This is a genomic window from Paenibacillus sp. Marseille-P2973, assembly GCF_018101095.1.
Classification (GTDB): Bacteria; Bacillota; Bacilli; order Paenibacillales; family Paenibacillaceae; genus Fontibacillus; species Fontibacillus vini.
Window position 1 is genome coordinate 441,841 of sequence record NZ_JAGQEH010000002.1, and the last position, 25,923, is coordinate 467,763.

Annotated in this window: 21 protein-coding genes; 4 read left to right on the forward strand and 17 right to left on the reverse strand. The window is 48.5% G+C overall.

The genetic code is table 11. The annotated features are described in order from the left end of the window. The first annotated feature begins 39 nt into the window (after nt 1–39). The gene (locus KB559_RS05605; protein ID WP_282103122.1) at nt 40–576 is read left to right on the forward strand and encodes a CDP-alcohol phosphatidyltransferase family protein; all 537 of its coding nucleotides are present in this window, start codon (nt 40–42) and stop codon (nt 574–576) included. A 10-nt stretch (nt 577–586) separates the two neighbouring features. Here KB559_RS05605 and KB559_RS05610 read toward each other — a convergent pair whose 3' ends face one another. From KB559_RS05610 to KB559_RS05620, 3 genes are read right to left on the reverse strand one after another with little or no spacing between them, the layout of a single operon-like run. Continuing rightward, a complete protein-coding gene (locus tag KB559_RS05610; RefSeq protein WP_211020723.1) occupies nt 587–1,144 on the reverse strand; it encodes a GNAT family N-acetyltransferase in 558 nt (185 codons plus the stop codon). A gap of 22 nt (nt 1,145–1,166) precedes the next feature. Next, entirely contained in the window at nt 1,167–1,655 is a 489-nt protein-coding gene (gene ybaK, locus KB559_RS05615; RefSeq protein WP_211020724.1) for a Cys-tRNA(Pro) deacylase, read from the reverse strand. Between the two features lie 15 nt (nt 1,656–1,670). Next, nucleotides 1,671–2,843, reverse strand: coding sequence for an alanyl-tRNA editing protein (locus tag KB559_RS05620; RefSeq protein WP_211020725.1), 1,173 nt, complete (start codon nt 2,841–2,843; stop codon nt 1,671–1,673). Nucleotides 2,844–2,905: 62 nt separating this feature from the next. On the opposite strand from KB559_RS05620, the gene KB559_RS05625 reads away from it, so the two are divergent. After that, nucleotides 2,906–3,835 (forward strand): aminoglycoside phosphotransferase family protein, encoded by a 930-nt coding sequence (locus KB559_RS05625; protein WP_211020726.1) that lies wholly within the window; start codon nt 2,906–2,908, stop codon nt 3,833–3,835. Between the two features lie 39 nt (nt 3,836–3,874). On the opposite strand, the gene KB559_RS05630 is transcribed toward KB559_RS05625, so the two are convergent. The 9 genes from KB559_RS05630 to KB559_RS05670 form a co-directional block, all read right to left on the reverse strand. Next, complete coding sequence (locus KB559_RS05630) at nt 3,875–4,738, reverse strand: carbohydrate ABC transporter permease (protein ID WP_211020727.1); 864 nt, start codon at nt 4,736–4,738, stop codon at nt 3,875–3,877. A gap of 13 nt (nt 4,739–4,751) precedes the next feature. Further along, entirely contained in the window at nt 4,752–5,636 is an 885-nt protein-coding gene (locus tag KB559_RS05635; protein WP_211020728.1) for a carbohydrate ABC transporter permease, read from the reverse strand. A gap of 30 nt (nt 5,637–5,666) precedes the next feature. Next, a complete protein-coding gene (locus KB559_RS05640; protein WP_211020729.1) occupies nt 5,667–6,989 on the reverse strand; it encodes an ABC transporter substrate-binding protein in 1,323 nt (440 codons plus the stop codon). Between the two features lie 169 nt (nt 6,990–7,158). Continuing rightward, nucleotides 7,159–8,361, reverse strand: coding sequence for a response regulator transcription factor (locus KB559_RS05645; RefSeq protein ID WP_211020730.1), 1,203 nt, complete (start codon nt 8,359–8,361; stop codon nt 7,159–7,161). Further along, a complete protein-coding gene (locus tag KB559_RS05650) occupies nt 8,319–10,031 on the reverse strand; it encodes a sensor histidine kinase (RefSeq protein WP_211020731.1) in 1,713 nt (570 codons plus the stop codon). The genes KB559_RS05645 and KB559_RS05650 overlap by 43 nt, the downstream gene beginning before the upstream one ends. 140 nt (nt 10,032–10,171) lie before the next feature. Beyond that, a complete protein-coding gene (locus KB559_RS05655; RefSeq protein WP_211020732.1) occupies nt 10,172–13,189 on the reverse strand; it encodes a glycoside hydrolase family 2 TIM barrel-domain containing protein in 3,018 nt (1,005 codons plus the stop codon). A 122-nt stretch (nt 13,190–13,311) separates the two neighbouring features. Then, complete coding sequence (dgoD, locus tag KB559_RS05660; protein ID WP_211020733.1) at nt 13,312–14,463, reverse strand: galactonate dehydratase; 1,152 nt, start codon at nt 14,461–14,463, stop codon at nt 13,312–13,314. A gap of 12 nt (nt 14,464–14,475) precedes the next feature. Next, a complete protein-coding gene (locus tag KB559_RS05665; RefSeq protein ID WP_211020734.1) occupies nt 14,476–15,120 on the reverse strand; it encodes a bifunctional 4-hydroxy-2-oxoglutarate aldolase/2-dehydro-3-deoxy-phosphogluconate aldolase in 645 nt (214 codons plus the stop codon). Nucleotides 15,121–15,131: 11 nt separating this feature from the next. After that, on the reverse strand, nt 15,132–16,085 hold the full coding sequence (locus tag KB559_RS05670) for a sugar kinase (protein ID WP_211020735.1): 954 nt from the start codon (nt 16,083–16,085) through the stop codon (nt 15,132–15,134). 286 nt (nt 16,086–16,371) lie between these two features. Here KB559_RS05670 and KB559_RS05675 point away from each other — a divergent pair, with 286 nt between their 5' ends. Next, entirely contained in the window at nt 16,372–17,037 is a 666-nt protein-coding gene (locus KB559_RS05675) for a FadR/GntR family transcriptional regulator (RefSeq protein ID WP_211020736.1), read from the forward strand. A gap of 72 nt (nt 17,038–17,109) precedes the next feature. On the opposite strand, the gene KB559_RS05680 is transcribed toward KB559_RS05675, so the two are convergent. Further along, nucleotides 17,110–17,262 (reverse strand): hypothetical protein, encoded by a 153-nt coding sequence (locus tag KB559_RS05680; RefSeq protein ID WP_211020737.1) that lies wholly within the window; start codon nt 17,260–17,262, stop codon nt 17,110–17,112. Between the two features lie 642 nt (nt 17,263–17,904). Here KB559_RS05680 and KB559_RS05685 point away from each other — a divergent pair. After that, on the forward strand, nt 17,905–21,387 hold the full coding sequence (locus tag KB559_RS05685) for a glycoside hydrolase family 2 TIM barrel-domain containing protein (RefSeq protein ID WP_211020738.1): 3,483 nt from the start codon (nt 17,905–17,907) through the stop codon (nt 21,385–21,387). A gap of 97 nt (nt 21,388–21,484) precedes the next feature. On the opposite strand, the gene splB is transcribed toward KB559_RS05685, so the two are convergent. The 4 genes from splB to KB559_RS05705 form a co-directional block, all read right to left on the reverse strand. Continuing rightward, entirely contained in the window at nt 21,485–22,513 is a 1,029-nt protein-coding gene (gene splB, locus KB559_RS05690; RefSeq protein ID WP_211020739.1) for a spore photoproduct lyase, read from the reverse strand. Next, entirely contained in the window at nt 22,510–22,773 is a 264-nt protein-coding gene (locus KB559_RS05695) for a transcriptional regulator SplA domain-containing protein (RefSeq protein ID WP_211020740.1), read from the reverse strand. Before KB559_RS05695 ends, splB begins: the two co-directional genes overlap by 4 nt. A gap of 176 nt (nt 22,774–22,949) precedes the next feature. Further along, complete coding sequence (locus KB559_RS05700) at nt 22,950–24,185, reverse strand: MFS transporter (protein WP_211020741.1); 1,236 nt, start codon at nt 24,183–24,185, stop codon at nt 22,950–22,952. Nucleotides 24,186–24,209: 24 nt separating this feature from the next. Then, nucleotides 24,210–25,832, reverse strand: a complete 1,623-nt coding sequence (locus KB559_RS05705) for an alkaline phosphatase family protein (protein ID WP_211020742.1) — start codon at nt 25,830–25,832, stop codon at nt 24,210–24,212. Nucleotides 25,833–25,923: the final 91 nt, after the last annotated feature.

The window sequence follows — 25,923 nt, forward strand, 5'->3', positions numbered from 1 at the left end:
AAAAAGTTAAGTCCCATCATTCCCAAAAGGGGAAGTCCGTTGAATCATGCGGCAAATCTCATTTCCATAAGCAGAATGATTCTAGTGATAACCTTGATATTCTTGTTTGAACGTCCCGGATTATTTGCGGTCATCTATCTCTTATCCGGGTTAAGCGACATACTTGACGGTGCGGTTGCACGAAAAACGAATACCCAAAGTGAACTGGGCGCCAGACTGGACACCATAGCGGATCTCATGCTGGTTGCGGTTATTTTGGGATATTTGATCCTTCGGCATGGAACCGAAATTCTGCCATTCGTCCCCTGGATCATCCTTATAACGCTCGTACGTTGCGTCAACTTGATCATAGCCGCCTGCAAATATCGATCGTTCGCCATTCTACATACTTGGGGGAATAAGCTGGCCGGATTGCTTCTTTTTCTAGGCCCGCCCTTGTTCCTAATATCCCACAACCCGGCTGTGTTTTGGCCTGCGTGCTTTGTCGGAATACTTTCCGCGGTGGAAGAAACCGCGGTTCATATAACATCCGCTAAGCTTAACGTAAATAGACGAAGTATTTTCACGAAGAATTAGCATCATACTCTTACAACGTCTTCACCATATAAGCATAAGTATGATGGTGAATAACGATGTCTTTCTTGTGCCGAAAACCGAGCCGCTCGTAAAGCTTGCGCGCTTTAACGTTATCTTCTTCAACATTCAGGGATACGGTTCGGTAGCCCTGCTCCTTTGCGTGCTGAATCGACGCCTCCAGCAGCTCGGTCCCAAAACCACGGCCGCCGAATTCCGGACTGACGCTAACCGTATCAATATAATAATCGTCGGGGTCCGCTTCGTTATCCAAGGTTGCGGGTGCTCCTCCATTAGTGTTCTCCAGGTGTTTCAGAATCGGCGCGTCAAGTACCGGAGCGTCTTTGCCGTGATAAGCAACTACAATGCCTACCGGCTGCTCACCGACTGTCTTGATCAGACAGTTTCGGTAGCTTAACCGGTTGATTTCCTCGCAGAAATACTTCTCCATTTGCTCCAAAACCTTGGACTTGTCGGATTCTCCCGTCAATGCATTTGCGATATCATGGATCGCGTCAACCATAAGCACCGCAGCTTGACTGCGGTCCTCCTTTATTGCCGGTCTAATCATGTTGAATTGCACTTCCTTTGCCTTATTCGTTATCTGTTTCTTTAATCAGCGGCACAAAGCGCGCATTTACCTGCCGGGCGAGCTCTCCAGGATCCAGCTCCATCTGGGTGCCGATTCTTCCCGCGCTTACCGCCATTTTGTCCAAGCCTTCCGCGCTCGCGTCCAGGAAAGTGGGATAGAGCTTCTTCATCCCGACCGGCGAACAGCCGCCGCGAACGTAACCGGTCCATTTCAACAGCTCTTTGACAGGCAGCATCTCCACTTTTTTCTCGCCGGCGGCTTTGGCCGCTTTTTTCAAATCCAGCTCCTCCGCTACCGGGATGACGAACACATAGATCTGATTTCTCTGATGCGCAACGAGCGTCTTGAATACGGAGCCGGGAGGACGGCCGATTTTCTCGGCCACAGCCGTGCCGTGGATTTCTCCATCCCCGGGATCATATCCAAGAATACTGTAAGGAACGCCGGACTTGTCCAATATTCGCATGGCATTCGTTTTGTTCTCCGCCAATGTAACTCCTCCCTTTTAATCCGAACATCCTGTCTTGGCAAATTCATAAAAAGCTAACGCCTCAGCCCAAGAGCCGAAACCCGCCTGCGCCAGTTTGTCGCTGCCGCCACCTTTACCGTTGTAGCCGCCGAGATGCTCTTTGAAAAATGCTCCGCAAGAAAATCCTCCATCGCCGCCGTAGGCCATTAAGACTTTATTGTCACCACCGGCTACGAATAACACGGGAACTTTGCTTTCAGCGGCTAACCTGGTCGCCAGGTTTTGCAAATCCTTCAGGCTGCGATCTTCAAACACTTGCGCAATAAGGCCGACTTTCGACTGGGATAGAAGCTCTTTCACTACAAACTCGTCATTCTTCTCCCTTTGGGCGTTCAGTTCCCATTGAAGCTGCTTGTGCTCCTGCTCCCATTTGTCCAAACGATCCAAAATTCCATCTTTCCCGATATTGAATTTCTGCGCCAACGCCGTTAAAATCCGCTGACTTTCGTTAAATTCCTGCAAAGCCCGGTATCCGCACAAGAAATAGATCCTTGTATTCCCCTTTTGGCGTTCCGCCTTCAACAGCTTGATCATGCCGATCTCTCCTGTAGAAGATACATGGGTTCCGCCGCAGGCGTTATACTCCACACCTTTTATTTCAACGATTCGTATATCGCCGGTTACTTTCGGTTGTTTTACTAACGGCAGCCTTGCCGCTACCTCATCCGTTACAAAGTAGCTTGTAATTTCATGATTGAGATAAATATGACGGTTTACTTCCTTTTCGAGAAGAACAAGCCGCTCCGATGACAGCTCCGGGAGCTCTACATCGATGGTGGCATAATCCACCCCCAGATGAAAGCTCAACGTTTGCGCCCCCAGCGTCTCAAGGCAAGTCGCCGAAAGCAGATGCTGGCCGCTGTGCTGCTGCATATGGTCAAATCTCCGGTCCCAATTCAACCGGCATACGACCGATGTTTCCTCAGGCATGCTCTCCACCTTATGCCAGATGGTCTCGCCTTCCTTAGACACGTCCAGTACGGGAATGCCCCCGATGGTCCCTTCATCGCAGGGTTGTCCTCCCCCATGCGGATAAAAAGCCGTCTCTTCAAGAGTTAAGTATATCCCGTCTTCTTTTTCTAAAACCGTATGGATGACGGTTTGCCATTCAGCTAAATAGGCTGAGTTGTAATAGAGTAGATTTGTCATTGAGCCTTTCTCCTTTATTATGATACTTTCATTGTATAACGATTAAGCGAGGTGCGCTGTAGATGTTTTTTAAAGAAACCCTGAACGGGACTGCTTCCTGGGGAAATATATTTACTTCCATTGAAGCTTTCGCCCTATTGGCAAAGGCCATATTCCAAAAAGAAGGCCTGACGGTAAAGGAAGAGATTCAAAACCTGACTCCGGGGACCAACGCGGTATTCAAAGCAGACCGGCTAGTCATCAAAATTTATGCACCTAGGGAGAGCGGGTTCCATACGGAACAAGATTATTATACCGAACTTTCCGTAATGAAGTTCGCCATGGAACAAGGGATCTCTGTTCCCCGTATTATTGCGTACGGCGAGTTGGAGGATAAATATTTGTTCCGCTATATTGTTATGGATTACGTAGTCGCCAATGTACCTTTGGAAACCGTACTGTCTTTTCCTGAGGCGGACAAGAAGCAATTTGTGATGCGGTTATCCGAGATCACGTCGCGCTTAAATCAACCTTTTGATCATTTGCCGCCCCAACCCGATTTAAGGAACCATCCCTATCGCACCGAACGTATGAATGGATTACACCCCTCATTGATTCAAGAGTTGGAGATTCGTGCTTCTGAACGTAATTATTCCGGTAAAGTGCTGGTTCACGGGGATATTACAAGGGATAACGTATTGCTTGATTCTCAAGGAACTCTTACTTTGATTGACTTTGCGGACTGTATGATTGCTCCTGAAGATTATGAACTGCCTGCGATAATTTTTGAGCTCTTTTTAGGGGACGCGGAACTGGTCTCAGCATTTCTTGAAATTAAGGGTGCCGATAAAGAGGAATTTCTGGAGGAATTGATAAACGGTTTATCCATCCACTTATTTTGCGGGAATATATTGAAAGATAATCTAAATAGGCTAGGTATTCCGTTCACTTCCGTAAAAAATATGGACGAGTTGAAGCAGCTTCTTCGAATGCAATTATTTAATAGTAAATAAATAATCAAAAACCCCTGAATCTCTTCAGGGGTTTTTGCATTAGCCTTTAATTGCGCCATCGATCATCCCGGCAATCAATTGCTTTTGGAAGATCAGAACGATGATCAGCAGCGGAAGTACGCTGATCACGGAACCGGCCATAATGAGATGGTATGGCGTATTATTGCTGTCCTCAAGCGCTTTAAGTGCTACGGACAAGGTCATATTTTCCTGGGATCTCAAAATGACAGATGGCCACAGGAAGTTATTCCATTGTTTTACGAACAGGATAATACCCAGACCGGCGAAACCGGATCTCAGATTCGGCAGCACGATCTTGCGGAAAATTTTGAATTCGTTGCAACCGTCGATCCGGGCGGCCTCCATCATCTCATCGGGAAGCGACATGCAGTACTGGCGCATGAAGAAAATCCCGAAAGCGTTGGCCAAATCCGGCAGAATCACGCCCCAAATGTTATCGATAAGATGCATGTTCTTATAGATCGAGAACAAAGGCACCATGGTTGCTTCATGCGGGATCATGAGTGATGCCAGCACGAGTACGAACAAGAATTGTTTACCTTTAAACTTGTATTTGGCAAAAGCAAATCCGGCCAAGCTGCAAAAGATTAACGCGATTAATGTAGAAGTCGTGGATAACAAGAAGCTGTTCCAGGTAATGATTCCGAATTTCCGTTCCACGAACAGTTCCCTGAAATTTTCCCAATGCAGCGTCGACGGAATCCAGATCGGCGGATTCACGAAGATCTCGCTGATGTCTTTTAACGATGAACTGAACAGCCAGAACAACGGGAACAAAGTGAACAGGGAGACAACCGCCATCAGTATAAATGCCAGTGACGAGGACCAGATGTGTTTGCTGCCGGAAGTGCCGGCAGCTTTTAATTTTAGTGTTTTTTCCATAGTATCCTCCCGCCTACTCTTTATCGTCGAAGATACGCATTTGCAACAAAGAGATAACCATCATGAGAATAAAGAAGCAGACGGCGATGGAAGATGCGTAACCGAAATTGAAGTTTTGGAAGCTTTCTCTATACAGCATGAGTACCGGAGTCAAGGTCGAGTTCAACGGCCCGCCCTGGGTCAGAATGAACGGCTCGGTAAAGAGCGAGAACGTTCCGATCGTGGAGAGCACCGTACAGAACAACAGCATCTTTTTGACTAACGGAATCGTAATGAAGAAGAAGCTTTTGATTTTCGTAGCTCCGTCAACGTAAGCGGCTTCATATAAATCCTTCGAAATGTTCTGCAGTCCGGTAAGAAGCAGCAGCATGTTATAACCAAGCCAGCGGTACAGCACCATCATGGCAACGGAGAACCGCGCCCACCAAGGCGATTCCAGCCAAGGAATCGGATTGTCGATCAGGCCGATGCTTCTAAGCACGCTATTGACCAGGCCGTCCTGGGTGTTCAACAACAGGATGAAGACGAAGGAAACGGCAACGACGGAGACGAAATTGGGAACAAACAGCGCCATCCGGAAAAAGCCCTTGCCTACCATCCAGTTGGAATTCAACATAGACGCCAGAATCAGTCCCACAAACAACATGATCGGAACATACATCAGAAAGATCAGCGTACTGTTCCACAGGGATAACCAGAAGTCATTGTCGCTAAACAACTGAATATAATTTTCGAACCCGATAAATAGCTTCTCACCGGAGCCGTTCCAATCCGTAAAGCTGATATAGATCGAATACAGAATCGGATATAACGAGAAGACGAAGAACAAGATGAAATAGGGTGATATGTAGATGTAAGGAGCAACCAACATCTGCTTGTTTAACTTGGATGCTTTCATATCATTCCCTCCAATCCTATCAAGATGAGTTTAATTTCTCTTTGTTTTGCTGCGGAGCTCATCCGCCATGTCTTTCAGGGCTTTCTCCGAGCTGACTTTGTTCAGGAAGACCTTTGCCCACACATCGGTCATCAGCTTGTTGGCCATTGGAAAGTCCGATGTATACGCAAGCGGATAGGTGTTGGCAAGCGACTCGGCATACACTTTGCGGATCGGTTCTTTGTTGAAATATTCGGACGGATCGTCAAGAGACGCGTTATCGCTCAACAGCATCGCCGGGAACAATCCGGCTTCCGTCATCATTTTAACTTGGGACTCTTCGCTTCCCAGCATGAATTCAATGAACTGCCATGCCTCTTCCGGATGCTTGGAGTTCTTGTTGATCGCGAGGTTCGCTCCGCCCTGGTTCGCACCCGTATACTTGTCATCCTTGGACCATTTCGGCATCAAAGTTACGGACCATTTGCCTTTATCCGCCGGGGAATATTGGTTTTCAATGATCGCATCGTGCCAGGAACCGCCTACAACGGTAGCGATTTTTCCGTCGCGGATCGCATTTCCCCATGGATCGGTGTTTGCGCGGGCATCGAAGACGAGTCCTTCATTTTGCATTTTGATCAGAAAATCGGCGCTTTCCTTGATTTCCGGAGAATCAACGGCGACATTGCTTTCATCGTCGAAATACCACAGTCCGCGCTGCCACATCATCGACTCGAACATCCGGTTGCTGGAGTTCGTCTTGGAATCCCCGTACATCATCGCTCCCGTTTTGTCCTTGATCAATTTCGCTGCCTCGTAATAATCGTCCCAAGTTTGAATCTGTTGGGCTACATCCGCAGGATCGGTAGGCAAGCCGGCCTGAGCGAACAAATCGTTGCGGTAGAACATCACGACCGGACCGCTATCCCACGGCATGGCGTACACCTTGTCGTCCTTCGTCGCATCCTCCCATTTATAGGCACTCATTTTGTCCTTGTAGGGAGCCACGCGATCGGTAATATCAAGCAAAGAATCGATCTGAACGATCTGGGACATATTGGTCGATTCCACGGTGATAATGTCCGGAACCGCATCTCCGGTACTCGAAGTAATCAAGTATTTGGAATACAAATCCGTTGATTTCATCGTCTGGAATTCGACTTCGATATTCGGATACTTGGCCTTGAAGGCATCCATATTCAAATCTAGACCGTCCTTCGCAGTCTCCCAAATCCAGACCACCAATTTCACCTTTTCGTTGCCTGTAGCGGGATCTTTGGAATCAGCCTTTTTGTTGTCCGAGGAGCAGGCTGCCGTCAGCAAAGAAACCAGCAGACAAGTGATGAGTACGTACAATATCCGTTTTCTTTTCACGAATGATAACCCCCTGTGTCAATAAGATCGTTTGTTTACATGGTTTATAATAAATCTCTTGAAAAGGCTTTCACACCGACAGATGTTTGATTTAAGTGTCATCTTTTCCGATAAATAAAAAAATGCCCGGCCAAGCCAGGCGGCAGTGTCTATTTGTTTGATAAATCCGTCATTTTGTTTGCAGACGGTATTGCCCGGGCGTAATCTCCGCCTGTTTTTTGAACCATTTGGAAAAATACTTCACGTCTTGAATTCCGATTTTTTCAGCAACCTCTTCGGTACGGATCGAAGCCACACTGAGCAACTCCTTCGCCCGTCTCAGCTTGCGCTCCGAAATAAAAGAAATGATGCTGCAGCCGGTCGCTTCCTTAAAAATCGTGCTGAAATAACTGCGGCTGACGCCGATCACCGCAGCGACATCCGCCGCCCGGATATCCTGATCCAGATGTTCGTCGATGAAATCGATGGCCTGAATGATATCTTCCTTGTGCGCCGTGCTAAACAATCGGGTGCTTTGTTCCACCTGACGGATCCGATGCAGCCGACTTAAGGCGTCCAGCCAACCTTCTGCGCTTGTAATGGGTTTGCTTTGACGCCATTCCAAATCGCGTTCGTTGATTTTCAATTCAACCAGCTTGGATAAGACCTTGTCCGCAAGGTCCCTGCTGCAAGCAAGAAACGCGGAACCGTCGCCGAACTCAAGCAATTTCAGTTGACCAGGATAAGCGAGCGACAAATCCTCCCATCGTTTCAGTTGCGCTTCCGGCGAACTGTCCCTCCCGGAGGACTGATAAATATGAATAAGAAATGAAGAAGACAGCATCCACTTCCAATCACTCCGAAGTTGCTTCAGCAAAAGATCCCTGGCTGAATAACTTTGCTTGTCCAGCCATTCATTTAAGATCTCCTTCGTTCGATCCGGCGACTTCGCTTCCGGTTTCGGAGCGTCCTGATGGTTCAACATGGTTTCCTTATACTTCTGATAAATGAGATCCAGGGATTCATGGATATGATCGTCGTCCATATCGGTTTTGACGATATAATCGTGAATGTTTAATTGAATGCCGAGCCTCGCGTAATTAAAATCCCGATGGCAGCTCAGGAACAGGATCGAGGTGTCAGGAGATTCTTTTCTGATGTTTTGCGCCAGTTCGATCCCGCTCATTTCCGGCATGACGATATCCGTAATCACCAGGTGAGGACGATGCTCCAGAAATTTTTGCCAGCCAATCCTTCCGTTCGGAGCGTCATCGCATACGGTCATTTGATGCCGTTCCCAATCGATGGTCATTCGAAGTCCTTTTCTCACCAGCTGTTCATCATCCACAATCAATACTTTGATAGGGAATTGGTTTCCGTTGTCTTTGGCCATATCAATGTCACCTTCGTTCCTTGATTTCTGATTGATTCTATGGATAATCCGTAAGCATCTCCGTAGTGGAGCTTAAACCGTTCATCGACATTACGCAGGCCTAATCCGCCCCGTTTCCCGGGCACTTTCTGCCCGGAACCGATGTATTCCATATGTTCAGGCGTAACGCCTACGCCATCGTCTTCCAGGATCATGTACAAAATATTCTTTTCCTCAAAAATCTTCATTTCGATATGGCCCTGCCCGTCCTGAAAACCGTGGAAAAATATATTTTCCAGCAAAGGCTGCAATACCATGCGCGGAATCAGGCAGTCTTCAAGCTCGGGCTGAACCTCCAACCGGAAGGTAAAAGTATCCTCATAGCGGTAACGCTGAATCTCGATGAAATGCTTGGCGATGTCGAGCTCCTTCTGTAAAGGAAGAAGAGTTTGCTTGAAATTCAAACTTCCGTCCAGCACCACGATCAGATGCTGCAGCATTTTTTGGATGTCCGGCTGCCTGGCCAGTTTGGCTTTCCATTGGATCGAATTTAACGTATTGAACAGAAGATGCGGGTTGATTTGATAGTGCAAACTTTTCAATTCGGCGTCGCTCTTCAATTTTTCGGTCCTGCTGATCTCATGAACCAGTTCTACGAGCTGTTCCGTCATTTTGTTAAACGATTCGCTTAGAAAACCAAGCTCGTCCGAAGACATGACCGGCGTGCGGATCAACAGATCGCCTTCGCCGAAACGGCGCATGGAATGGGCCAATTTTTTGATAGGCATCGTAAAGCGGATCGAATAGAAGCTGGCCATAATGACTCCGAGCAGGATGGCTAACGCGGCAATAAAAGCCGAATACCGCAAAATTACAGACGAGGACTCGTAAAAAGTGTCATAAGGAACTCTTGCTTCCACCACCCAGCCTTCCGTAACAAGTACCCTCGACCAAACTTTATCGTCCTCCCGACTCACAAAGTCCGACGTCGTATGTAACAGAACTTCACCGGATGCATCGGTAATCTGAAGATGAGACTTGGTGTCCTTTTCGAACGATTTTATCAGCCCCAGAACTGTATCCGCTTTCATGTCGATCAATAATCGGCTTCCTTCCGGTAGCCCGAAGGACCTGTTTAACGGAACCACCATGCTGATCATATACTCGTTCCCGGGAGTCGAGTAATAGTCCGGGATATGAATCAATACATGCTTATTGTTATATTTCGAAATATCGGACCAGAATGAGGATGATTCCAGACTTTCCGCGTTAATGAGGTTGTTTCCGATCACTCTGCCCGAAGGCGTAATTACCGCCACTTTGAAAATATTCGTGCTCTCCAGGGACGTGATGTAATTCTGAAAATCCCTTTCCTCCACGTATTGCTCGTAAGTGGTCGGGACTTCATCTCCTACGATGATTGAAGAAGCGATTAAATAGGACAATATGTTGCCGGTCATGTCATCCATTTGCTTGAGATTGCCGTCAACATGCAATTTTAATTGATCCACTGCATAAATTACGTAGCTGCCGAATTGGGAATTGACGACCTTGGACGACTGATGAAAAGAAAAATAACCTAACGCCCCTACCGGCAGCGTGGCCACGATGAAGAAAGCCAGCATTAGCTTTGTTCTGACGGTGCCGGCTTTTCTGATGCGCGAAACCATCCTCTCAATAATATGCTTCATGTTATACCTCTTCTGACTTCGATTAAGAGAGTTAGTTACTAGGAACTGAATTCTTCACAGTATATCAAAACAGAAATGAAATTTGAAGAAATGGTGCCCCTAAAATCTCGCAATGAGGGAGCACCATTATATGGTAATGTCTAGTCTTCTTTAAAAAGTGGCATGATGTTCAGCTCGAAGGTGAACTGCTTCTCATCAAGCCGATAGGCCTCCAGCAATTCCGGTCCGCAAGAGTTGGAACCTACCCCGCTCATCTTATAATCCAGATGGAGTATCGTTTCATCCCGGCGGACAAGCTCATAATCATGCTGTGCCAAGGTTAAATCCTCCGGTGTATAATGACTCGCATTGAACGAGAACGGCCGATTGCTTGTGAATTTCAAACCCATGCCCTGCTCGTTCGTTGCGATGACCCAATCGGTGTTATCGTGCGAGCCGTTTTCCTGCGGCATGATGTAAGGCGTAAACAACTTCTCCACCGTTGTCAGGTATTTGCCCTTGAGCGTGCTTTGGCTTTTATCTATATAACTCTCATGAGGGCCGTTTCCGAAATACTCCACTTCCTCGGTACCCGCCGGCATTGCAACCTGTAGCCCGAACCGGGGCAGGAACAACAGATCCTCGCGCACGGTAACTTCCGTCTTCAGCGTGATTTCCCCGTTGCCGGCTACCCGCCAGCAGGCTACGCCGTGTAGTAGCGGTGGTTTGATATATCCACCGAGGGAATAAGCGACCCTAATTTTTACGGAGTCCTCTTCCCGCTCGATCACCACAGCTTCATAGATATGAGGCAGCGCGCGATCATAACCCTCTTCCATCCACTGCCGTTTCACTTTGCGGTCATTGTCCGTCGGAGCTCTCCAAATATTGAAGCCCAAAGGCTTGCCGATCATTTCAACCCCGTGCCTCGTAATGGAGGTGAAGCTTCCCTTATAGAGATCAAACACATGGCGGAAATCGAATCCATCGATCGTCAGCAAATCATCTTCTTCCGTAATTCGCAAAGGTTGACCTTCAATTTCGGATTTAGCTTCAGCGGCTTTCCGGATTTCCACCGGCAGTCTGAATTGTTCGGAAATCACTTCGTGTCCGACCTCGGACCAGAGCGTTTTTTCCCGCAAGCGGAAAGTCACGGTGAGGTAAAAGGCTTGCTCCGAAAATTCCGGTAAATCATAATTTAGCTTCACTAGCTGCGAGGTGTGCGGCTCAACTCCGCTTACCAGCGTTTGACCCTGACTGTACAGTTCCCCTTCTTTTTCAATCGTCCAATGTAACGAAAGATGACCGAGGTCCACAAAGTCATACAGATTGGTAATCCGGAGGGACCCGGCAGCCAGATTCTCTGCTTCCACCCTGATTGGAGCGATCACTTTCTTGAGTTCCAGCAATCCCGAATGTGGAACCCGGTCGGGAGATACAAGTCCGTCGATACAGAAATTGCCGTCATTCGGCTGATCCCCGAAATCTCCCCCATACGCATAATACGGCGTTCCTTGAGCGTTCTTCGTCAGGATGCCATGATCGCTCCATTCCCAGACGCAGCCGCCCATCAGCTTGGGATACTTATAAATGACGTCCCAGTAATCCTTTAAATCCCCTGGTCCGTTGCCCATCGCATGACTGTACTCGCACATAAACATCGGTTTGGTGCTGTTCTCATCCTTCGCGTAAGCTTCGATGTAGGCCGGCGAGGAGTACATTCGGCTCTCCATGTCCAGCACTTCCGTATCCGGGCTTCCCAGGTGCCGGGGATCGGAGCCTTCGTAATGAACCGGCCGGGAAGCGTCCCTGGACTTCGTCCATCTCGCCATCGCCATATGATTCACGTCGTAGCCGGATTCGTTCCCCATCGACCAGATAATGACCGATGGATGGTTTTTGTCACGCTCCACCATGCGTACGGCGCGTTCGACGAAGACATGCTCCCATTCCGGAAGGCGGGTAAGCATATTGAAATTCCCGATCGCATGAAATACCCCGTGACATTCGAGGTCCGCTTCATCGATGACGTAAAAACCGAACTGATTGCACAGCTCCAGAAAACGCGGATCATTCGGGTAGTGGGACGCCCGGATCGTATTGATATTGTGCAGCTTCATCAGCTTCAGGTCCTTGATCATATGATTGATCGGAACCGTCTGTCCCAGTACGGGGTGGGAATCATGCCGGTTGACCCCTTTTAGCTTGACGGCCGTTCCATTAATCATGAAGACCCCGTCAACGATTTCAATCTTCCTGAATCCGACCTCAAAGTGCAAAACCTCATCTGCGGCCGTAATGTAAAGATGATATAAATATGGCGTCTCGGCACTCCACAGGTTGGGTTGATCCATTTGAAGGGTTACGCTTCCTTCTCCGACAACGGTTACGGTTTCCGTGCGCAGCAGCACTCCGTCCACATCCGTAAGCTCGATCCTGGCATCCGTTTGACCGGCGGCCGTAAGTTCACAAGTGACCGTTCCGGTCCCGAAGTCTTGGTCCAGCTCCACGCGGTTAAACACATCTACGATATGCTCGGGGCTGCGGGCCAGCAAATACACATCCCGGAAGATGCCCGAGAATCTCCACAGATCCTGATCTTCAATATAGGAGCCGTCGCACCATTTCAACACCATAACCGCAATTTTATTGCAACCCGTATGAACATAGGGGGAAATATCGAATTCGGCCGGCACGCGGCTGCCTTGGCTGTAACCAACCCAGATGCCGTTCACCCATAAATAAAAGCAAGAGTTTACGCCTTCAAAAACGATATATTTGCTTTTGTCTTCCCATGCGCCGGAGATATTGAACTCACGAACATACAAACCGGCAGGATTGTCGTTCGGCACATACGGCGGATCGCAAGGGAACGGGTAATTAACGTTCGTATAATGGAGCTGGTCGTATCCATTGACCTGCCAACAGGAAGGAACGATCAAGTCGTCCCAATCACTGACATCGGCATCGATCCGGTAGAAGGCATCGTCGACTTGCCGGACGGACTCCTTGTACTTGAACTTCCAGTTCCCGTTCAGCGTACGGTAATAAGGGGAACCCCCCCGCTTTTGCTTGCGGGAAGATTCCGCATCTGCATAAGGAATGTAGTAAGCTCTGGGAGCTTCGCGGTTTTTCTCTAGTACGCTCAGATCTTCCCAGTATTTTGGAATCTGGATCATTTTGGTTCTCCCCTCCGAGAAAGTACTTTGAATGGTTTTATTGTATATGAAATGAAAGGGCTCTCAAACCGACTCTTGTTCGATTACGGAGTCATTTTGTTCGATTCCGTGCAGGATGCCTCTCACCATTCCGCTACCGATCCGTCCTGGTGTCTCCAAACCGGGTTTCTCCACCGGTGAGGCGCTTCTTGCGCCATTTTGATCACATACTCTTCATTGACGGTAATGCCCAGTCCGGGTCCTTGAGGAATTTTCACGAACCCGTCGTCATAGGAAAACACGCCGGGATCCACGATATAATCCAGCAAGTCGTTACCCGCGTTGTAATGAATCCCCAGACTCTGTTCCTGAATGACCGCATTGTGCGCTGTCGCGTCTACCTGCAAACAAGCGGCAAGGGCAATCGGTCCCAACGGGCAATGCGGTGCGACGGCAACATCGTAAGCTTCCGCCATGGCAAAGATTTTCTTGCACTCCGTAATCCCGCCCGCATGCGACAAATCCGGCTGAATGATATCGACATATCCGTCTTGCAACAGCGTTTTAAAATCCCAGCGGGAGAACATTCTCTCCCCGGTAGCGATCGGGGTGCTGGTGTGATTGGCGATCTCGCGAAGCGCTTCGTTGTTCTCCGGAAGCACCGGTTCTTCGATGAACATGAGCCGGTATGGCTCCAGCGCTTTTGCCAATACTTTGGCCATAGGCTTATGGACGCGTCCGTGAAAATCGACGCCGATTCCGAAATCCGGCCCTGTCGCCGTCCGAATGGCAGCAACCCTCTCAACGACCTGATCCACTTTGGAATAGCTGTCGATATACTGTAATTCTTCCGTAGCATTCATTTTGATCGCCGTAAAACCTGCGTTCTGTTTGTCCAAGGCTGCTAGACCCACATCAGTCGGACGATCCCCGCCGATCCACGAGTAAACGCGCATGGAATCCCGGCAAGCGCCGCCCAGCAATTGATGGATGGGCGCATTAAACGCCTTTCCTTTGATATCCCACAAAGCCTGGTCGATCCCGGCGATCGCGCTCATCAGGATCGGTCCCCCCCGGTAAAATCCGCTCCGGTACATGACCTGCCAATGATCTTCGATACGCAGCGGATCTTTACCGATCAGGTAATCCATTAATTCGTCTACCGCAGCCTGCACCGTATGTGCTTTTCCTTCGATTACAGGCTCTCCCCAACCCACAATGCCCTCATCGGTTTCGATCTTCAAAAACAGCCAGCGCGGCGGTACGATATAAGTGCTAAACTTTGTAATTTTCACGGTTGATCTCTCCTATTCTCTTGCTTGGTGAATCGCTTGAATGAATTGCTCTGCACGCTTGGTGATATCGTCATACCGTTCTTCTTCCATAGCTTTCTTGTCGAGCAGCGAGCTGCCCAGTCCGACCGCAACGGCGCCCGCCCGAATGAACTGTGCCACATTGTCCAATGTGACTCCGCCCGTCGGCATCATCGGAATATGGCCAAGCGGCGCCGAAAGTTCCTTGATATAATTGACGCCAAGCGAAGACCCCGGGAAAATTTTGAGCAGGTCCGCACCCAACCGATACCCCTTCACGATCTCGGTCGGCGTCATCACGCCCGGAATGGAAATCACATCATGGTGGATCGTGGCTTTTATCGTTTCTTCATCCAAAATAGGTGAAAAAATAAATTGCGCTCCGGCTTCGATCGCCTTCTCGGCGGTTTCGGCGTCCAGAACGGTGCCTGCACCTACCAAGACCTCTTCCCCGTATCTTTCGTTTAACAAAGAGATCAATTCAAATGCCCTATCGCTATCCACCGTGATCTCCAGTGCTTTGACTCCGCCCGCAACAAGCGCGTCCGTTATGCGGACGGCCTTTTCATAAGGAGGTCTGCGCACAACGGCAACAACGCCGGAATCCTTAAGCAGCCTTAACTTCTCTTGTTTATTCATTTCGTCACTCCTTAACGTTGAACGTTTTGATAACCGGTTTGCCCGGACAACATCGCTTGCAGCTCTTCTTCATTGGGAAGGCCTTCGGTGTCGCCTTGAACCCCAACAACGATAGCTCCCACGGCGTTCGCTCTTGTAACAGACATTGCCAAACTGTCATTACGCAGCAGTCCGCTAATAAATCCGGCAGCGAACCCGTCGCCAGCTCCCACGGGATCGATCTCTTGAACGGGAATGGCCGGCACATGTCCTCTCTCCGTCAGTGACTGATAATACGCGCCATCCTTACCCAGCTTAACGACAACCGCCTTAGATCCAAGCTTAAGAAAAAATTCGGAAATTTCCTTCGGTCGCAGCCGTCCTGTCAGGAACTCGCCTTCGTCCAATCCGGGAAGGATGTAGTCGGCTCTAGCCGCCAGTTCAAGCAGTCTGGATTTCGCCTTATCGCGATCCCAAAGCTTCCACCTGATATTTGGATCGAACACAATGCTCACCTGATTGCGCTTGGCAACATCCATCGCATGCTTCGTCAGCTCGAAACAGCTTTCGCTCAGAGCCGGGGTGATCCCGGTAACATGCAAAATTTTTGCCTGGGTAAGGTAGGATTCATCCAAATCCTCTTTAGTCATCAAACTGGCGGCAGACCCTTGGCGATAATAGTAAACCTTCGTTTTTCCGCCGCGTCCTCGCTCTTTGAAGAACACGGCCGTCGGGGCGGCGTCGGTATATGTACAACGCGACGTATCCACGCCTTGGCCACGAACGCACTGCAAGATATATCGTCCAAAGGCGTCCAGTCCGAGCTTGCTGAACCATCCAGTGGAATGGCCCAATCTTGCCAGCCCGATCGCCACATTCGATTCGGCTCCAGCCATCTGTTTATGAAACTGGTGAACATACTCCAGCGGCAGTTCCTGGTCTCCGCTAAACAGGACCATCGATTCTCCGAAAGTTAAAACCTCCATCCAACGTCCTCCTTTGTACAAGCAACTGATGGTATGCTTAATTACCTCGAGAAATTGATCACATCTATATAGATATAAAAATTATTAACCTCATATAGAACCTATCTATTTCTAGAGTTTAAGCATATTTAATATCGGTTTGACTATAAAACGCAAAATAGATACTATGTTTATGGTGGTATCATAGTATCTATAATCTTGATTGTCAATATCGTTTTTATTAGCAAGTTCAAGTATGGCTATGATAGAATGAGGATGAGATCAGAACTTACAGGGGACGCCGATGATGAAAAAAAGTACATTCACAACGACGATAGATTTGCTAAAAAGGAAAATCGTAGACGGAGAATGGCCACCCGGTTCAAGAATTCCCACGCTTCAGCAGATCTCCAAAGAATTGGAGGTCAGCGTGACTACCGTCAGAGAGGCTTTGAGGGCGCTTGAAAGCCAGGGAAATGTGAGCATTGAACATGGCCGGGGGATGTATGTCAGAAATGATCCGTTATTGTTAGAGGACCCAACTGCAAATCTGAAAGAACTCGGGGATATTTCACTCGTCAAGCTACTGGAGGCAAGGCTGTTGATCGAGCCGGAACTGGCCGCGTTGTGCGCTGAACGGGCCAGTCATGCTGAAGCCAGTCAGCTTCGGGAATTGGCCGAGTCCATGGTCCTTCAGATGAAAGACGGAGGTCCGTTTCTGGATACGGATCTGTCTTTTCACCGGTTAATTGCCGAGTCGGCTCAGCATCCCGTTCTGCTGCGGATGATGGAATCGATTTATCCCTTATTGGCGGAAGGACGCAAGCAAACCAATACCTTGCCGCATATGAGGACCAAAGCTTCCAATTACCACATCCTGATCGCTATCGCGATTGAAGAGCGGCAACCGGAGCAGGCTAAACAACTGATGTATTATCATATTAATGACATGCTTCAGGCTTTAAAAAAATAATTGCAGCTTAAACGCGTAAATCCCTGCTAGCCTTCGCTACCAGGGATTTACGTATTGAAATTGCTATTCAATTTAATCCATTCCTCCACCAACAATCCATATCCACGACATGGCAATTGTTAAATTTTCGATTTCCCTTGATACTCCACCTTTGGAGTAATGATCCATGTCCTGCATATAGGGGTAATTTCCCGCGTACACGATCTTCACGAACAACGTTTTCACGGACGTTACTCCTAGAGTGAACCATCGTATTCGTACGCTTCGCTAACCGTTTGCATCGGAATCGCGCTCCTTCTTGGCAAGCTTGTTCCTTGCTTTGAATGGCATTTCCTATTTCTTGGCAGCTGGTTTGCTTGGGTTCCCACATACCTACGATCTGCTAAAAGACGTTGTCACTTCCGTCTTCCGTTCAATTGCAGCCGATTCCGGTATGCTTCGCTTACCTAGATCAACGGAATTCTCTCCTCTCTGAAATCTATCTCTTCATTCAAGGTAGAGCTTATCACCTGTGGCTCCGCCAACCTGCGGTTCCTTTTGGTGATGTCTATATCATAACGCAATCTCTTAAAAAGTTAAACTTTCATAACTTGGGCTATATTGGAATAATAGCCGCTATTTCTTTTTTTCCTTCACCCATCCTCCTCTTTCGAACAATTTCTCCGCTTTATTTCATCTTCTTAAGATTTACGAAAAAAATGCTTGCTGTCCTTCATCAAACCGATCGCCTTGCCGCAAGAAAACGCCCGGTTCAACACATAAATACATCGACAAGCTATCGGAAGTGTGCAATTATATGATCGAGTATGGCATTCATACCCTTCGGTAATTCATGTCTTATTTCATATCACAAAGGAGTATATGCGCATGAGTCAGAAGACAAAATTTAATAATGACTGGTTTTTTGCCAAACAACCGCTACATACGGAATTTGCAGATGCCACTAAAGACAGTGTGGTTTGGGAGCCGGTAACTCTGCCCCATGACTGGCTGATTTACGACGCTAACAATTTATACGAAGACGGCGAAGGCTGGTACCGAAAACTACTGCATCTGGACAAAATTGAACCGGGTACCCGCTTGTCTCTTCGTTTTGAAGGCGTTTACATGAATTCCTCGCTCTATGTTAACGGCCGCCTTGCAGGCACATGGAAATATGGGTACTCTACCTTCGAACTGGACATTACACCTTATCTATCGGCAGGTCCTAACGAAATCCATGTCCAAGTTATCCATGAGGCTCCCAACTCCCGCTGGTATTCTGGGGCGGGAATTTACCGGAACGTCTGGTTGAAAACTTACCCGGATACCCACCTTGTTGCGGATGGAATCTATATCGCGGCGAGAGAAGTAGAGAGAGCGTGGCATGTTGAAGTGGAAACTGAAATCCATGCGGGTACGATGTTGAAATCCGCATCTCAATATAAGCTGCGCCATAGCATTCTGGATGATTCGGGATGTATGATCGCCCAAACGGAAAACGATTTCCAACCTCTTCAGGACGGGATCATCAACATCCCTTCACTTCTCCAAGTCGAAGACCCGGTGCTTTGGGATATCGACCGGCCTTATAGTTACGTCATCAAAACGGAGCTATTCGCGGACGGATGCCTCACCGATGAAGAGATGCAAAGCTTCGGTTTCCGGAGCATGAAGTTTGACAGCCAGCAAGGTTTCTTCCTGAACGGCCGCAAGGTCAAAATTCACGGTGTTTGCCAGCACCATGATTTGGGCTGTCTTGGTGCCGCAGTGAATAAAGCGGCTTTACGAAGACAGATCGTCCTCCTTCAGGAGATGGGCGTCAACGCAATACGTACCGCCCACAATATGCCTGCCGTGGAACTGATGGAGCTGGCCGACGAAATGGGCATCCTCATCGTTTCGGAAGCGTTCGATATGTGGGAGCGGAAGAAAACCACTTATGACTATGCGAGATTTTTCCCGGAATGGTGGAAAAAAGACGTGGCAAGTTGGGTGCGGCGGGACAGGAACCGCCCCAGCCTCTTGATGTGGAGCATCGGAAATGAGATTTACGATACCCATGCCGATGAACGCGGTCAGGAGCTGACTCGGCAGCTAAGAGACGAAGTCATGCTCCACGATCCTAAAGCCAATGCTGTCGTAACGATCGGTTCCAATTTTATGCCTTGGGAAAACGCCCAAAAATGCGCCGATCTCGTCAAGTTTGCGGGGTATAACTATGCTGAGAAATACTATGAGCAGCATCATGCGGAGCACCCTGACTGGATTATCTATGGAAGCGAGACCTCCTCAACGGTTCAAAGCAGAGGGATCTATCACTTTCCGTTTGCGCAATCCATGCTGTCGGATGACGACGAGCAATGCTCTTCCTTGGGAAACAGCTCCACCAGTTGGGGAGCAAAAAGCACGGAAGCCTGCATCATTGCCGATCGGGATGCTGCCTTCTCTCCCGGACAATTTTTGTGGACCGGCTTTGACTATATCGGTGAACCGACCCCCTATCACACCAAGAACTCGTATTTCGGGCAACTGGACACGGCGGGCTTCAAAAAGGATTCCTTTTACATCTACCAAGCGGAATGGAGAGATTATAAAGCAAACCCGATGATTCATGTCTTCCCTTATTGGGACTTCTCCGAGGGGCAGATTATTGATGTAAGAGTCTGCTCCAATGCTCCTAAAATAGAATTATTTTTAAACGGAGAATCACTAGGAACCAGAGATATTGATCACATTCATGGACAACAGCTCTTGGGAGAATGGCAAATTCCATACACCAAGGGTGACCTCAGGGCGGTAGCCTATGATGAGAATGGCGCTCAGATTGCCGAGGATGTGAAATCATCTTTCGGGGATGCCGTTGCGATTGCCATGGAATCAGACAAAGCGACGATCACGGCGGACGGTTCAGATCTCGTATTTGTTGAAATCTCAGTTAAAGATGAAGCCGGTCATCCCGTAGAAAACGCAAATAACCGGGTTCACCTTACGGTGGAAGGACCTGCCCGGCTGGTGGGTTTGGATAACGGAGACAGTACCGACTACGACTCCTATAAAGGAACAAACCGCCGGTTGTTTAGCGGTAAACTCCTTGCCGTCATTGCGGCCAACATGGAGACTGGCACGGTTATAGTACGGGCAGAATCCAAAGGATTGCTGCCGTGCGAGATTAAGCTGGAATCGATTTCTGCACAACTGACCGACAATTGTACAGCGGAAGAGCTCACGCTCTATGGCCACGCCCCTCTGGCCACCCAACTCCAGGAAAAGGAACCGGTCTCCGTGGAACGGAATACAGATGAAGTTCCAGTCCGCAAGCTGGAGATTATCTGCACTGAAGGGAACACTCTGCACAAAGACAAAACAACACTGCCGGTCCGGGTACAGCTCCATCCCGCTGATACGACTTATCGGGAGGTGGAATGGCGCGTCACGAACGCGGCGGGCGTCGATACCAACATCGCATCCCTGCAAGTGAATGAACATGAAGCGGTATTAACAGCTTTGGGGGACGGAGATATTTACCTCCGCTGCGGAACCAGAAACGGTGCTGACGCCACCCGATTATATTCGGTGATGGAATTCCATATCGACGGGTTAGGCCAAGCGCACACGAATCCTTATGAGTTCGTTTCTGCCGGGTTACACAGCGATGCCAGCCGGAATTTGACGAACGGCAATGATCGGGGCGTCGCTACATCCCGCGACGGTGAAAGCTGGATCTGTTTTGACAACATTAATTTTGGCAGCTTTGGTTCGGATGAAATCACGCTGCCTATCTTCTCCCTGGATAGCGAGGAGTTTCCAATTGAAATCTGGGAAGGCCCTCCGGATGAAGCGGATGCTTCATTACTAACGGAGGTTACCTATCAACGGCCATCCATTTGGAACGTTTATCAGGACGAGACTTACCGGTTACCGAAACGATTGAAGGGGATCACTTCCCTCTGTTTCGTGCTACGCCGGAAGATCCATCTGAAAGGCTTTCAGTTCAAACAGCCGGACAAAGCATTTCAAAGGCTTAGCGCGCTGGACCATGATGACATCTATGGCGATTCTTATACGATTACGGCGGATGCCATCACGGATATAGGCAACAACGTTTCACTGGTCTTTGATGATATGGACTTTGGTGAGACCGGTGCCACGAAACTCGTAATCAGCGGACAATCTCCGCTCGACAAGAATACGCTGCATGTTTTGTTCAAGGGTGCGGATGGGGAATCCCGGCAGATCGTGGAGTTTGCGTACTCCGAGGATTATTGCGAGAGGGAATTCACGCTTGAGCCGATCACTGGCGTTCAAACGGTGACCTTTGTCTTCTTGCCCGGCAGCCAGTTTGACTTTAAATGGTTCCAATTTGTCTAGAGATCTAAAAACGGGCTGTCTCTCATACAGAGAACAGCCCGTTTTTCTATATGTAACTAGTTGCTTATCCTCATCAGCCCGGACATCCAGCTCCGCATCAAGTAAAGTATTCCAGTTTAGCCTTAGGAAAAAACTTCTCCATATCCCTATAAAGATGACTTTTCAGATCCTCTTCTTCCTCTTTCTGATAAATGTATTTGCCGATGCCATATTTCCCCCATTTATATCTTCTCTTCTCTTCGTCCAGCTCCAGCTTGGTCATTGGATAGTTCTTCTCAATTACCCGCTTGGCGGGTTTGGTAAAGCGGTGCTGAATGAATTCAAACGTAATATCGTCCCGCGCATCGGCAGGCAATTCGGCATCAAGGCGTTCAAACATATGGCGATAACCTTGCTCCCATCCTTCGTGAATATAAATCGGAGCAACGATGAATCCTAGCGGGTAACCGGCCCGGGCAACCTTCCCGGCGGCCTCAATCCTTTTTTCCAGGGGCGAGGTTCCGGGTTCAAAGTTCTTAATCACATAGTCCGCATTGACGCTAAAGCGGAATCTCGTTTTTCCCTGGTGCTTCGCATCCAGCAAATGATCCACATGGTGGAACTTTGTCACGAACCTCAATTTCCCGTAGGAGGAATTGCCAAAATGCTCGATAGCTCGTTTTAAGGTGTGGGTTAGGTGATCGATTCCTACAATATCGGAAGTACAGGCTGCCTCAAAGCGTGTGAATTCGGGTGCACGCTCCTCCATGTATTTGTCGGCAGCCTCCAAAATTTCTTCCACGTTGACATAGGTGCGGATGTACGGCTTGCTCCCCATGGTCGTCTGCAAATAGCAGTAATGGCAATGACCCATGCAGCCTGTGGCAAACGGGATGGCGTATTCGGCCGACGGCTTGGAGGTGTCGAACTTCAGCGTCTTCCGGATTCCGACCACCAGCGTCGATTTGGCCACCCGGTATCTTTGAAAATCGTTGTCCCCCGGAAGATTCCTCACTTGGTTATGCGAGGTCGTATAGCGAATTTCGACGTCCATATTAGAGAATTTCTCAAGCAATTGTTTGCCCAACGGATATTCCAAGGCGTCCGGTTCAAAATAAACCAGCTTAGGCATAAACGGGTTGATCATTCCAGCGTCTCCTCCGGTGCGTTACCAAAGTAATGGTCGTATGCTTGCTCCGCTTCACCCGCCGTAGCGTAGACGGCCATCTCCTGAGTCAGTGGATAATATGTTTCATAAAGAAACACTGCGAGCTCACCGGGTTGCTCCGGATGATTCACTACTGCGGCCTCCTGTATATTAGCAACATCCTGGGTATGCGGGTTGCGATAAAAGACATAAACGATGTCCCCGGCTTGGTAGGTTCCGTGATCGCGATACAATTCCATTTGTTGTTCACTCTCTTTCCTTATAGCAGCATAAATTAAATATTCCCCCAAGCCTCTAAACTTATGTTTCTTAATAAAGTAAAAAAGAAAAGCCATGAACCTTAACAGTTGTGGTCAAAGTTCATGGCTAAATGATATTTAAAGCGATGCTTGCGCCCTGAATATCAGGGCATGGCTTAAACCTGTCCTTGCTCGTTCGCGATCGGCTTTCCGGCCTCAAGTAATATTTTGTTCCGGCCTAAGAACACCGCCAGAATCAAGATAAACAATCCGGTACCGATCAGCAGCCATTCGATTCGGATCACATCGGCAATCGGACCGAAAATGAGCATTCCTAACGGCATCATTGAGGTCGAAATCATGCCGAATACTCCGAATATTCTCCCCAAATAACTCTCCTCAACCCTCTCCTGGACTAAAACCATGGTCGGGGTATTAAACAGTGGCATAGCCACACCAAATACGGCCATGAAGACCAAGTAGATCCAGAAGACAGGGACAAGGCCAAGCGCCAGCGTACAAGCCCCCATAAGAAGACTTGCGAGGGTCATGGTAAGAACTTTGTTCTTGAAGCCGCCCCAGGCTGCGATGAATCCGCCGCCCGCCATCATGCCGACCGAGAATGCGATCTCAATAGCGGTCAAGCGCCAGACATCGTCCCCGAAGCTTCGGGTAACCTGAAGCGGCGTCAAAAATGCGGCTGGAGCCATCAATATAAAGAAAACGGCAAAGAACAGAAAGAAGCTTTTCAAAAAATCATGTTGTTTAATGTAGGATATGCCTTGCATAAAATCGCTGAAATAACTCGTGGTCTGTTTTTCAGCCGCCTTTTCATGTACTGGAATTTTAAAGAAGAGAAGCAAGGTCAGTATGGCAATCGTCGCGGTGATGACATCGATAAAGAAAATAATTTCAAGAGAAGCCATCGTCATTAAAGCCGCGCTGGCCATAGGGGCTACAAACGTCATAATCGCTTGCAATGTTCCGTTAATACCGTTGACTCGAGTCAGTTTGTCGGTAGGCACAATTTGCGGCAAGATCGCGCCGACCGCCGGTGTTTGCACTCCTGTTCCGAGGGCCCGGACAACAGCCATTGCAAAGAGCAGCCAAATCGAATCATGTCCCATTAAAAATAAAACAGCTAAAATCAAGGTAGCTGCCGCAATCAGGCCGTCGGCCAACATAATGAGGAGCTTCCGGTTAAACCGGTCCGCCCAGACACCGGCAAAGGGAGACAAAATAAAGGTCGGGATAAACCCGCAAACGATATACAGCGTCATCATGACACCCGACTCGGTAGAAAGCGTGATATGCCACATGATCGCATACTGAACCAAGGCTGAACCAAAAAGGGAAATCGTTTGGCTGCTTAGGAAGAGAATAATATTTCTCTTCCAGTTACTAGTCGACATCTGCTATCTTCCACCTTCTTTCTTCTACTTCATTCCATTGTTTTGAAGGTCGTTTGAAAGAAGGTCAAGCAAATAATATTTCAAATCCACCACGCGCAAGGATTGAGGTCTTTGAGCCGTCCCGCCGATGATCAAGGGAACAAGCGACTCCGCTTTTCGGATAGAACCGTGGCCGCCGCCTCCTTCATGCTTTGGTGAGCTTTTGTCCGTCAGTTCATATCCGGGTTTGGCCGTAACGACCAAATAGTCACCATCGTGCGAATGGAGTGCGCTCGACAGTCTCATAAGTGCATCGGGGTATTCATCGTAATCCAAAGTTTGATCTTCCTGATTCACCCGTAAATCCAATACTTCGGCATCTCCCTCCAGTGTCCAGGATTGTCGGTAAGGATCCTTCAACGTTCCGCCAGCCTTATAACTGAGCTGCTTTGAGGTTCCCCCTTGGCTGACGTGAATCCGGTCCCGATCCCTCCAGGCCACGAAGTCGATCCGGGAATCGGCTTGCAGCAGAGCCGCGGCATTATTTAATGAGGCTTTCCCCTTTAGCGAATAAACATAAGCCATTGTTTCATTAACGGCGAATAAAATATCCTTTTCCTTGGACCCTGTTTCACCCGGGCTAAGCACCCGGGCATCGCCGATCAGGTCAGGCAAGTCGATTTCCGGGTTCTGATCGGACGGGCGAATTGCAGTCATGCCGCTGTCCCCGGCAACAATAATTACAGCCTCTTTTAGCGCTTGCTCTCTCGAACCAAAGGATTGAAGTAAGGAATCAAGCTGCCGGTCCAAGGCCTTTAGCCCCTTTGATGCCGAGGGGCCGTTCTTATGCAGTTCTTGATCCAGGTCTGGAAGGTACACGAACAGAAAATCAGGCAATTTTCGGGACCGAACTAAATATTTGACGACTTCGATGGCATAATCGTTATTGAAGCCAAGCTTATCGGTCAAGCTTTCGGGCAAGGAAATTAGACCCTTCAACGGATTGGACAACGATCCCAAGGTTAAGAAGTCCGGCCCGTTCACATGGATTTCCTTCGGTAATGTCGAGGGAATATGAATCCAGCCGGGGAGTGACAGCGTATGATCCCTTGCTCCCCGGTAAACCAAGCCATTAACCGAGCCGGATTTCAACCCGCGCTTAGTCAAATCCTCATGAATCGTCGTAACGCCGTTGTTCAAATGGTCTTGATTTAAATGAATGATCGCATCGTTCAACACGCGATTAACGCCTTGCTGAACAATTTCGACGGGCCCAGTCCCGTAATTGATCACTTTCTTGTCTTTTGCTGAATACCAGGTCAGTCCAGGCACCCGGTGATCAATCGGATATTTTCCGGTCAGCAAAGTGCTGTCAATCGAAACGGACATCGTCGGAAAGGAGTTGACTAAATTTTTGTAATATTGCCCGTGTTCGGTGAGATATTGAAGGGTCGGAAGCTCTTTGGCTCGGATGCCTCGATCAATGGCTTGAGGCATCAAGGAGTCAACCAACACATATATAACCTTTTTGGGCTGCGCGCTGCTGGCTGATTTTAACCGCAGCAAATCCTGTTCCTTCGGTTTAGAATTTTGGCATCCGGACATCATGATCGAAATTAAAACCGAAATTGAGATGATCCCTAGAATCTGTCGTCCTATTTTCCACATAGCGGCTACTCTCCCGTTTTTTATTACATTTTGTCTCGGGAAGCGGATCGCCATTCATCTTATTTACCATATTCCAATTCCGATTTAGTAA

Coding starts and splice junctions, on each gene's coding strand:
- KB559_RS05665 (WP_211020734.1), bottom strand. CDS start 15,120: ATGAATAAACAAGAGAAGTTAAGGCTGCTTAAGGATTCCGGCGTTGTT.
- KB559_RS05610 (WP_211020723.1), bottom strand. CDS start 1,144: ATGATTAGACCGGCAATAAAGGAGGACCGCAGTCAAGCTGCGGTGCTT.
- KB559_RS05685 (WP_211020738.1), top strand. CDS start 17,905: ATGAGTCAGAAGACAAAATTTAATAATGACTGGTTTTTTGCCAAACAA.
- KB559_RS05655 (WP_211020732.1), bottom strand. CDS start 13,189: ATGATCCAGATTCCAAAATACTGGGAAGATCTGAGCGTACTAGAGAAA.
- KB559_RS05625 (WP_211020726.1), top strand. CDS start 2,906: ATGTTTTTTAAAGAAACCCTGAACGGGACTGCTTCCTGGGGAAATATA.
- KB559_RS05650 (WP_211020731.1), bottom strand. CDS start 10,031: ATGAAGCATATTATTGAGAGGATGGTTTCGCGCATCAGAAAAGCCGGC.
- splB (WP_211020739.1), bottom strand. CDS start 22,513: ATGATCAACCCGTTTATGCCTAAGCTGGTTTATTTTGAACCGGACGCC.
- KB559_RS05645 (WP_211020730.1), bottom strand. CDS start 8,361: ATGGCCAAAGACAACGGAAACCAATTCCCTATCAAAGTATTGATTGTG.
- KB559_RS05670 (WP_211020735.1), bottom strand. CDS start 16,085: ATGGAGGTTTTAACTTTCGGAGAATCGATGGTCCTGTTTAGCGGAGAC.
- KB559_RS05705 (WP_211020742.1), bottom strand. CDS start 25,832: ATGTGGAAAATAGGACGACAGATTCTAGGGATCATCTCAATTTCGGTT.
- KB559_RS05700 (WP_211020741.1), bottom strand. CDS start 24,185: ATGTCGACTAGTAACTGGAAGAGAAATATTATTCTCTTCCTAAGCAGC.
- KB559_RS05635 (WP_211020728.1), bottom strand. CDS start 5,636: ATGAAAGCATCCAAGTTAAACAAGCAGATGTTGGTTGCTCCTTACATC.
- KB559_RS05630 (WP_211020727.1), bottom strand. CDS start 4,738: ATGGAAAAAACACTAAAATTAAAAGCTGCCGGCACTTCCGGCAGCAAA.
- KB559_RS05620 (WP_211020725.1), bottom strand. CDS start 2,843: ATGACAAATCTACTCTATTACAACTCAGCCTATTTAGCTGAATGGCAA.
- KB559_RS05695 (WP_211020740.1), bottom strand. CDS start 22,773: ATGGAATTGTATCGCGATCACGGAACCTACCAAGCCGGGGACATCGTT.
- KB559_RS05675 (WP_211020736.1), top strand. CDS start 16,372: ATGAAAAAAAGTACATTCACAACGACGATAGATTTGCTAAAAAGGAAA.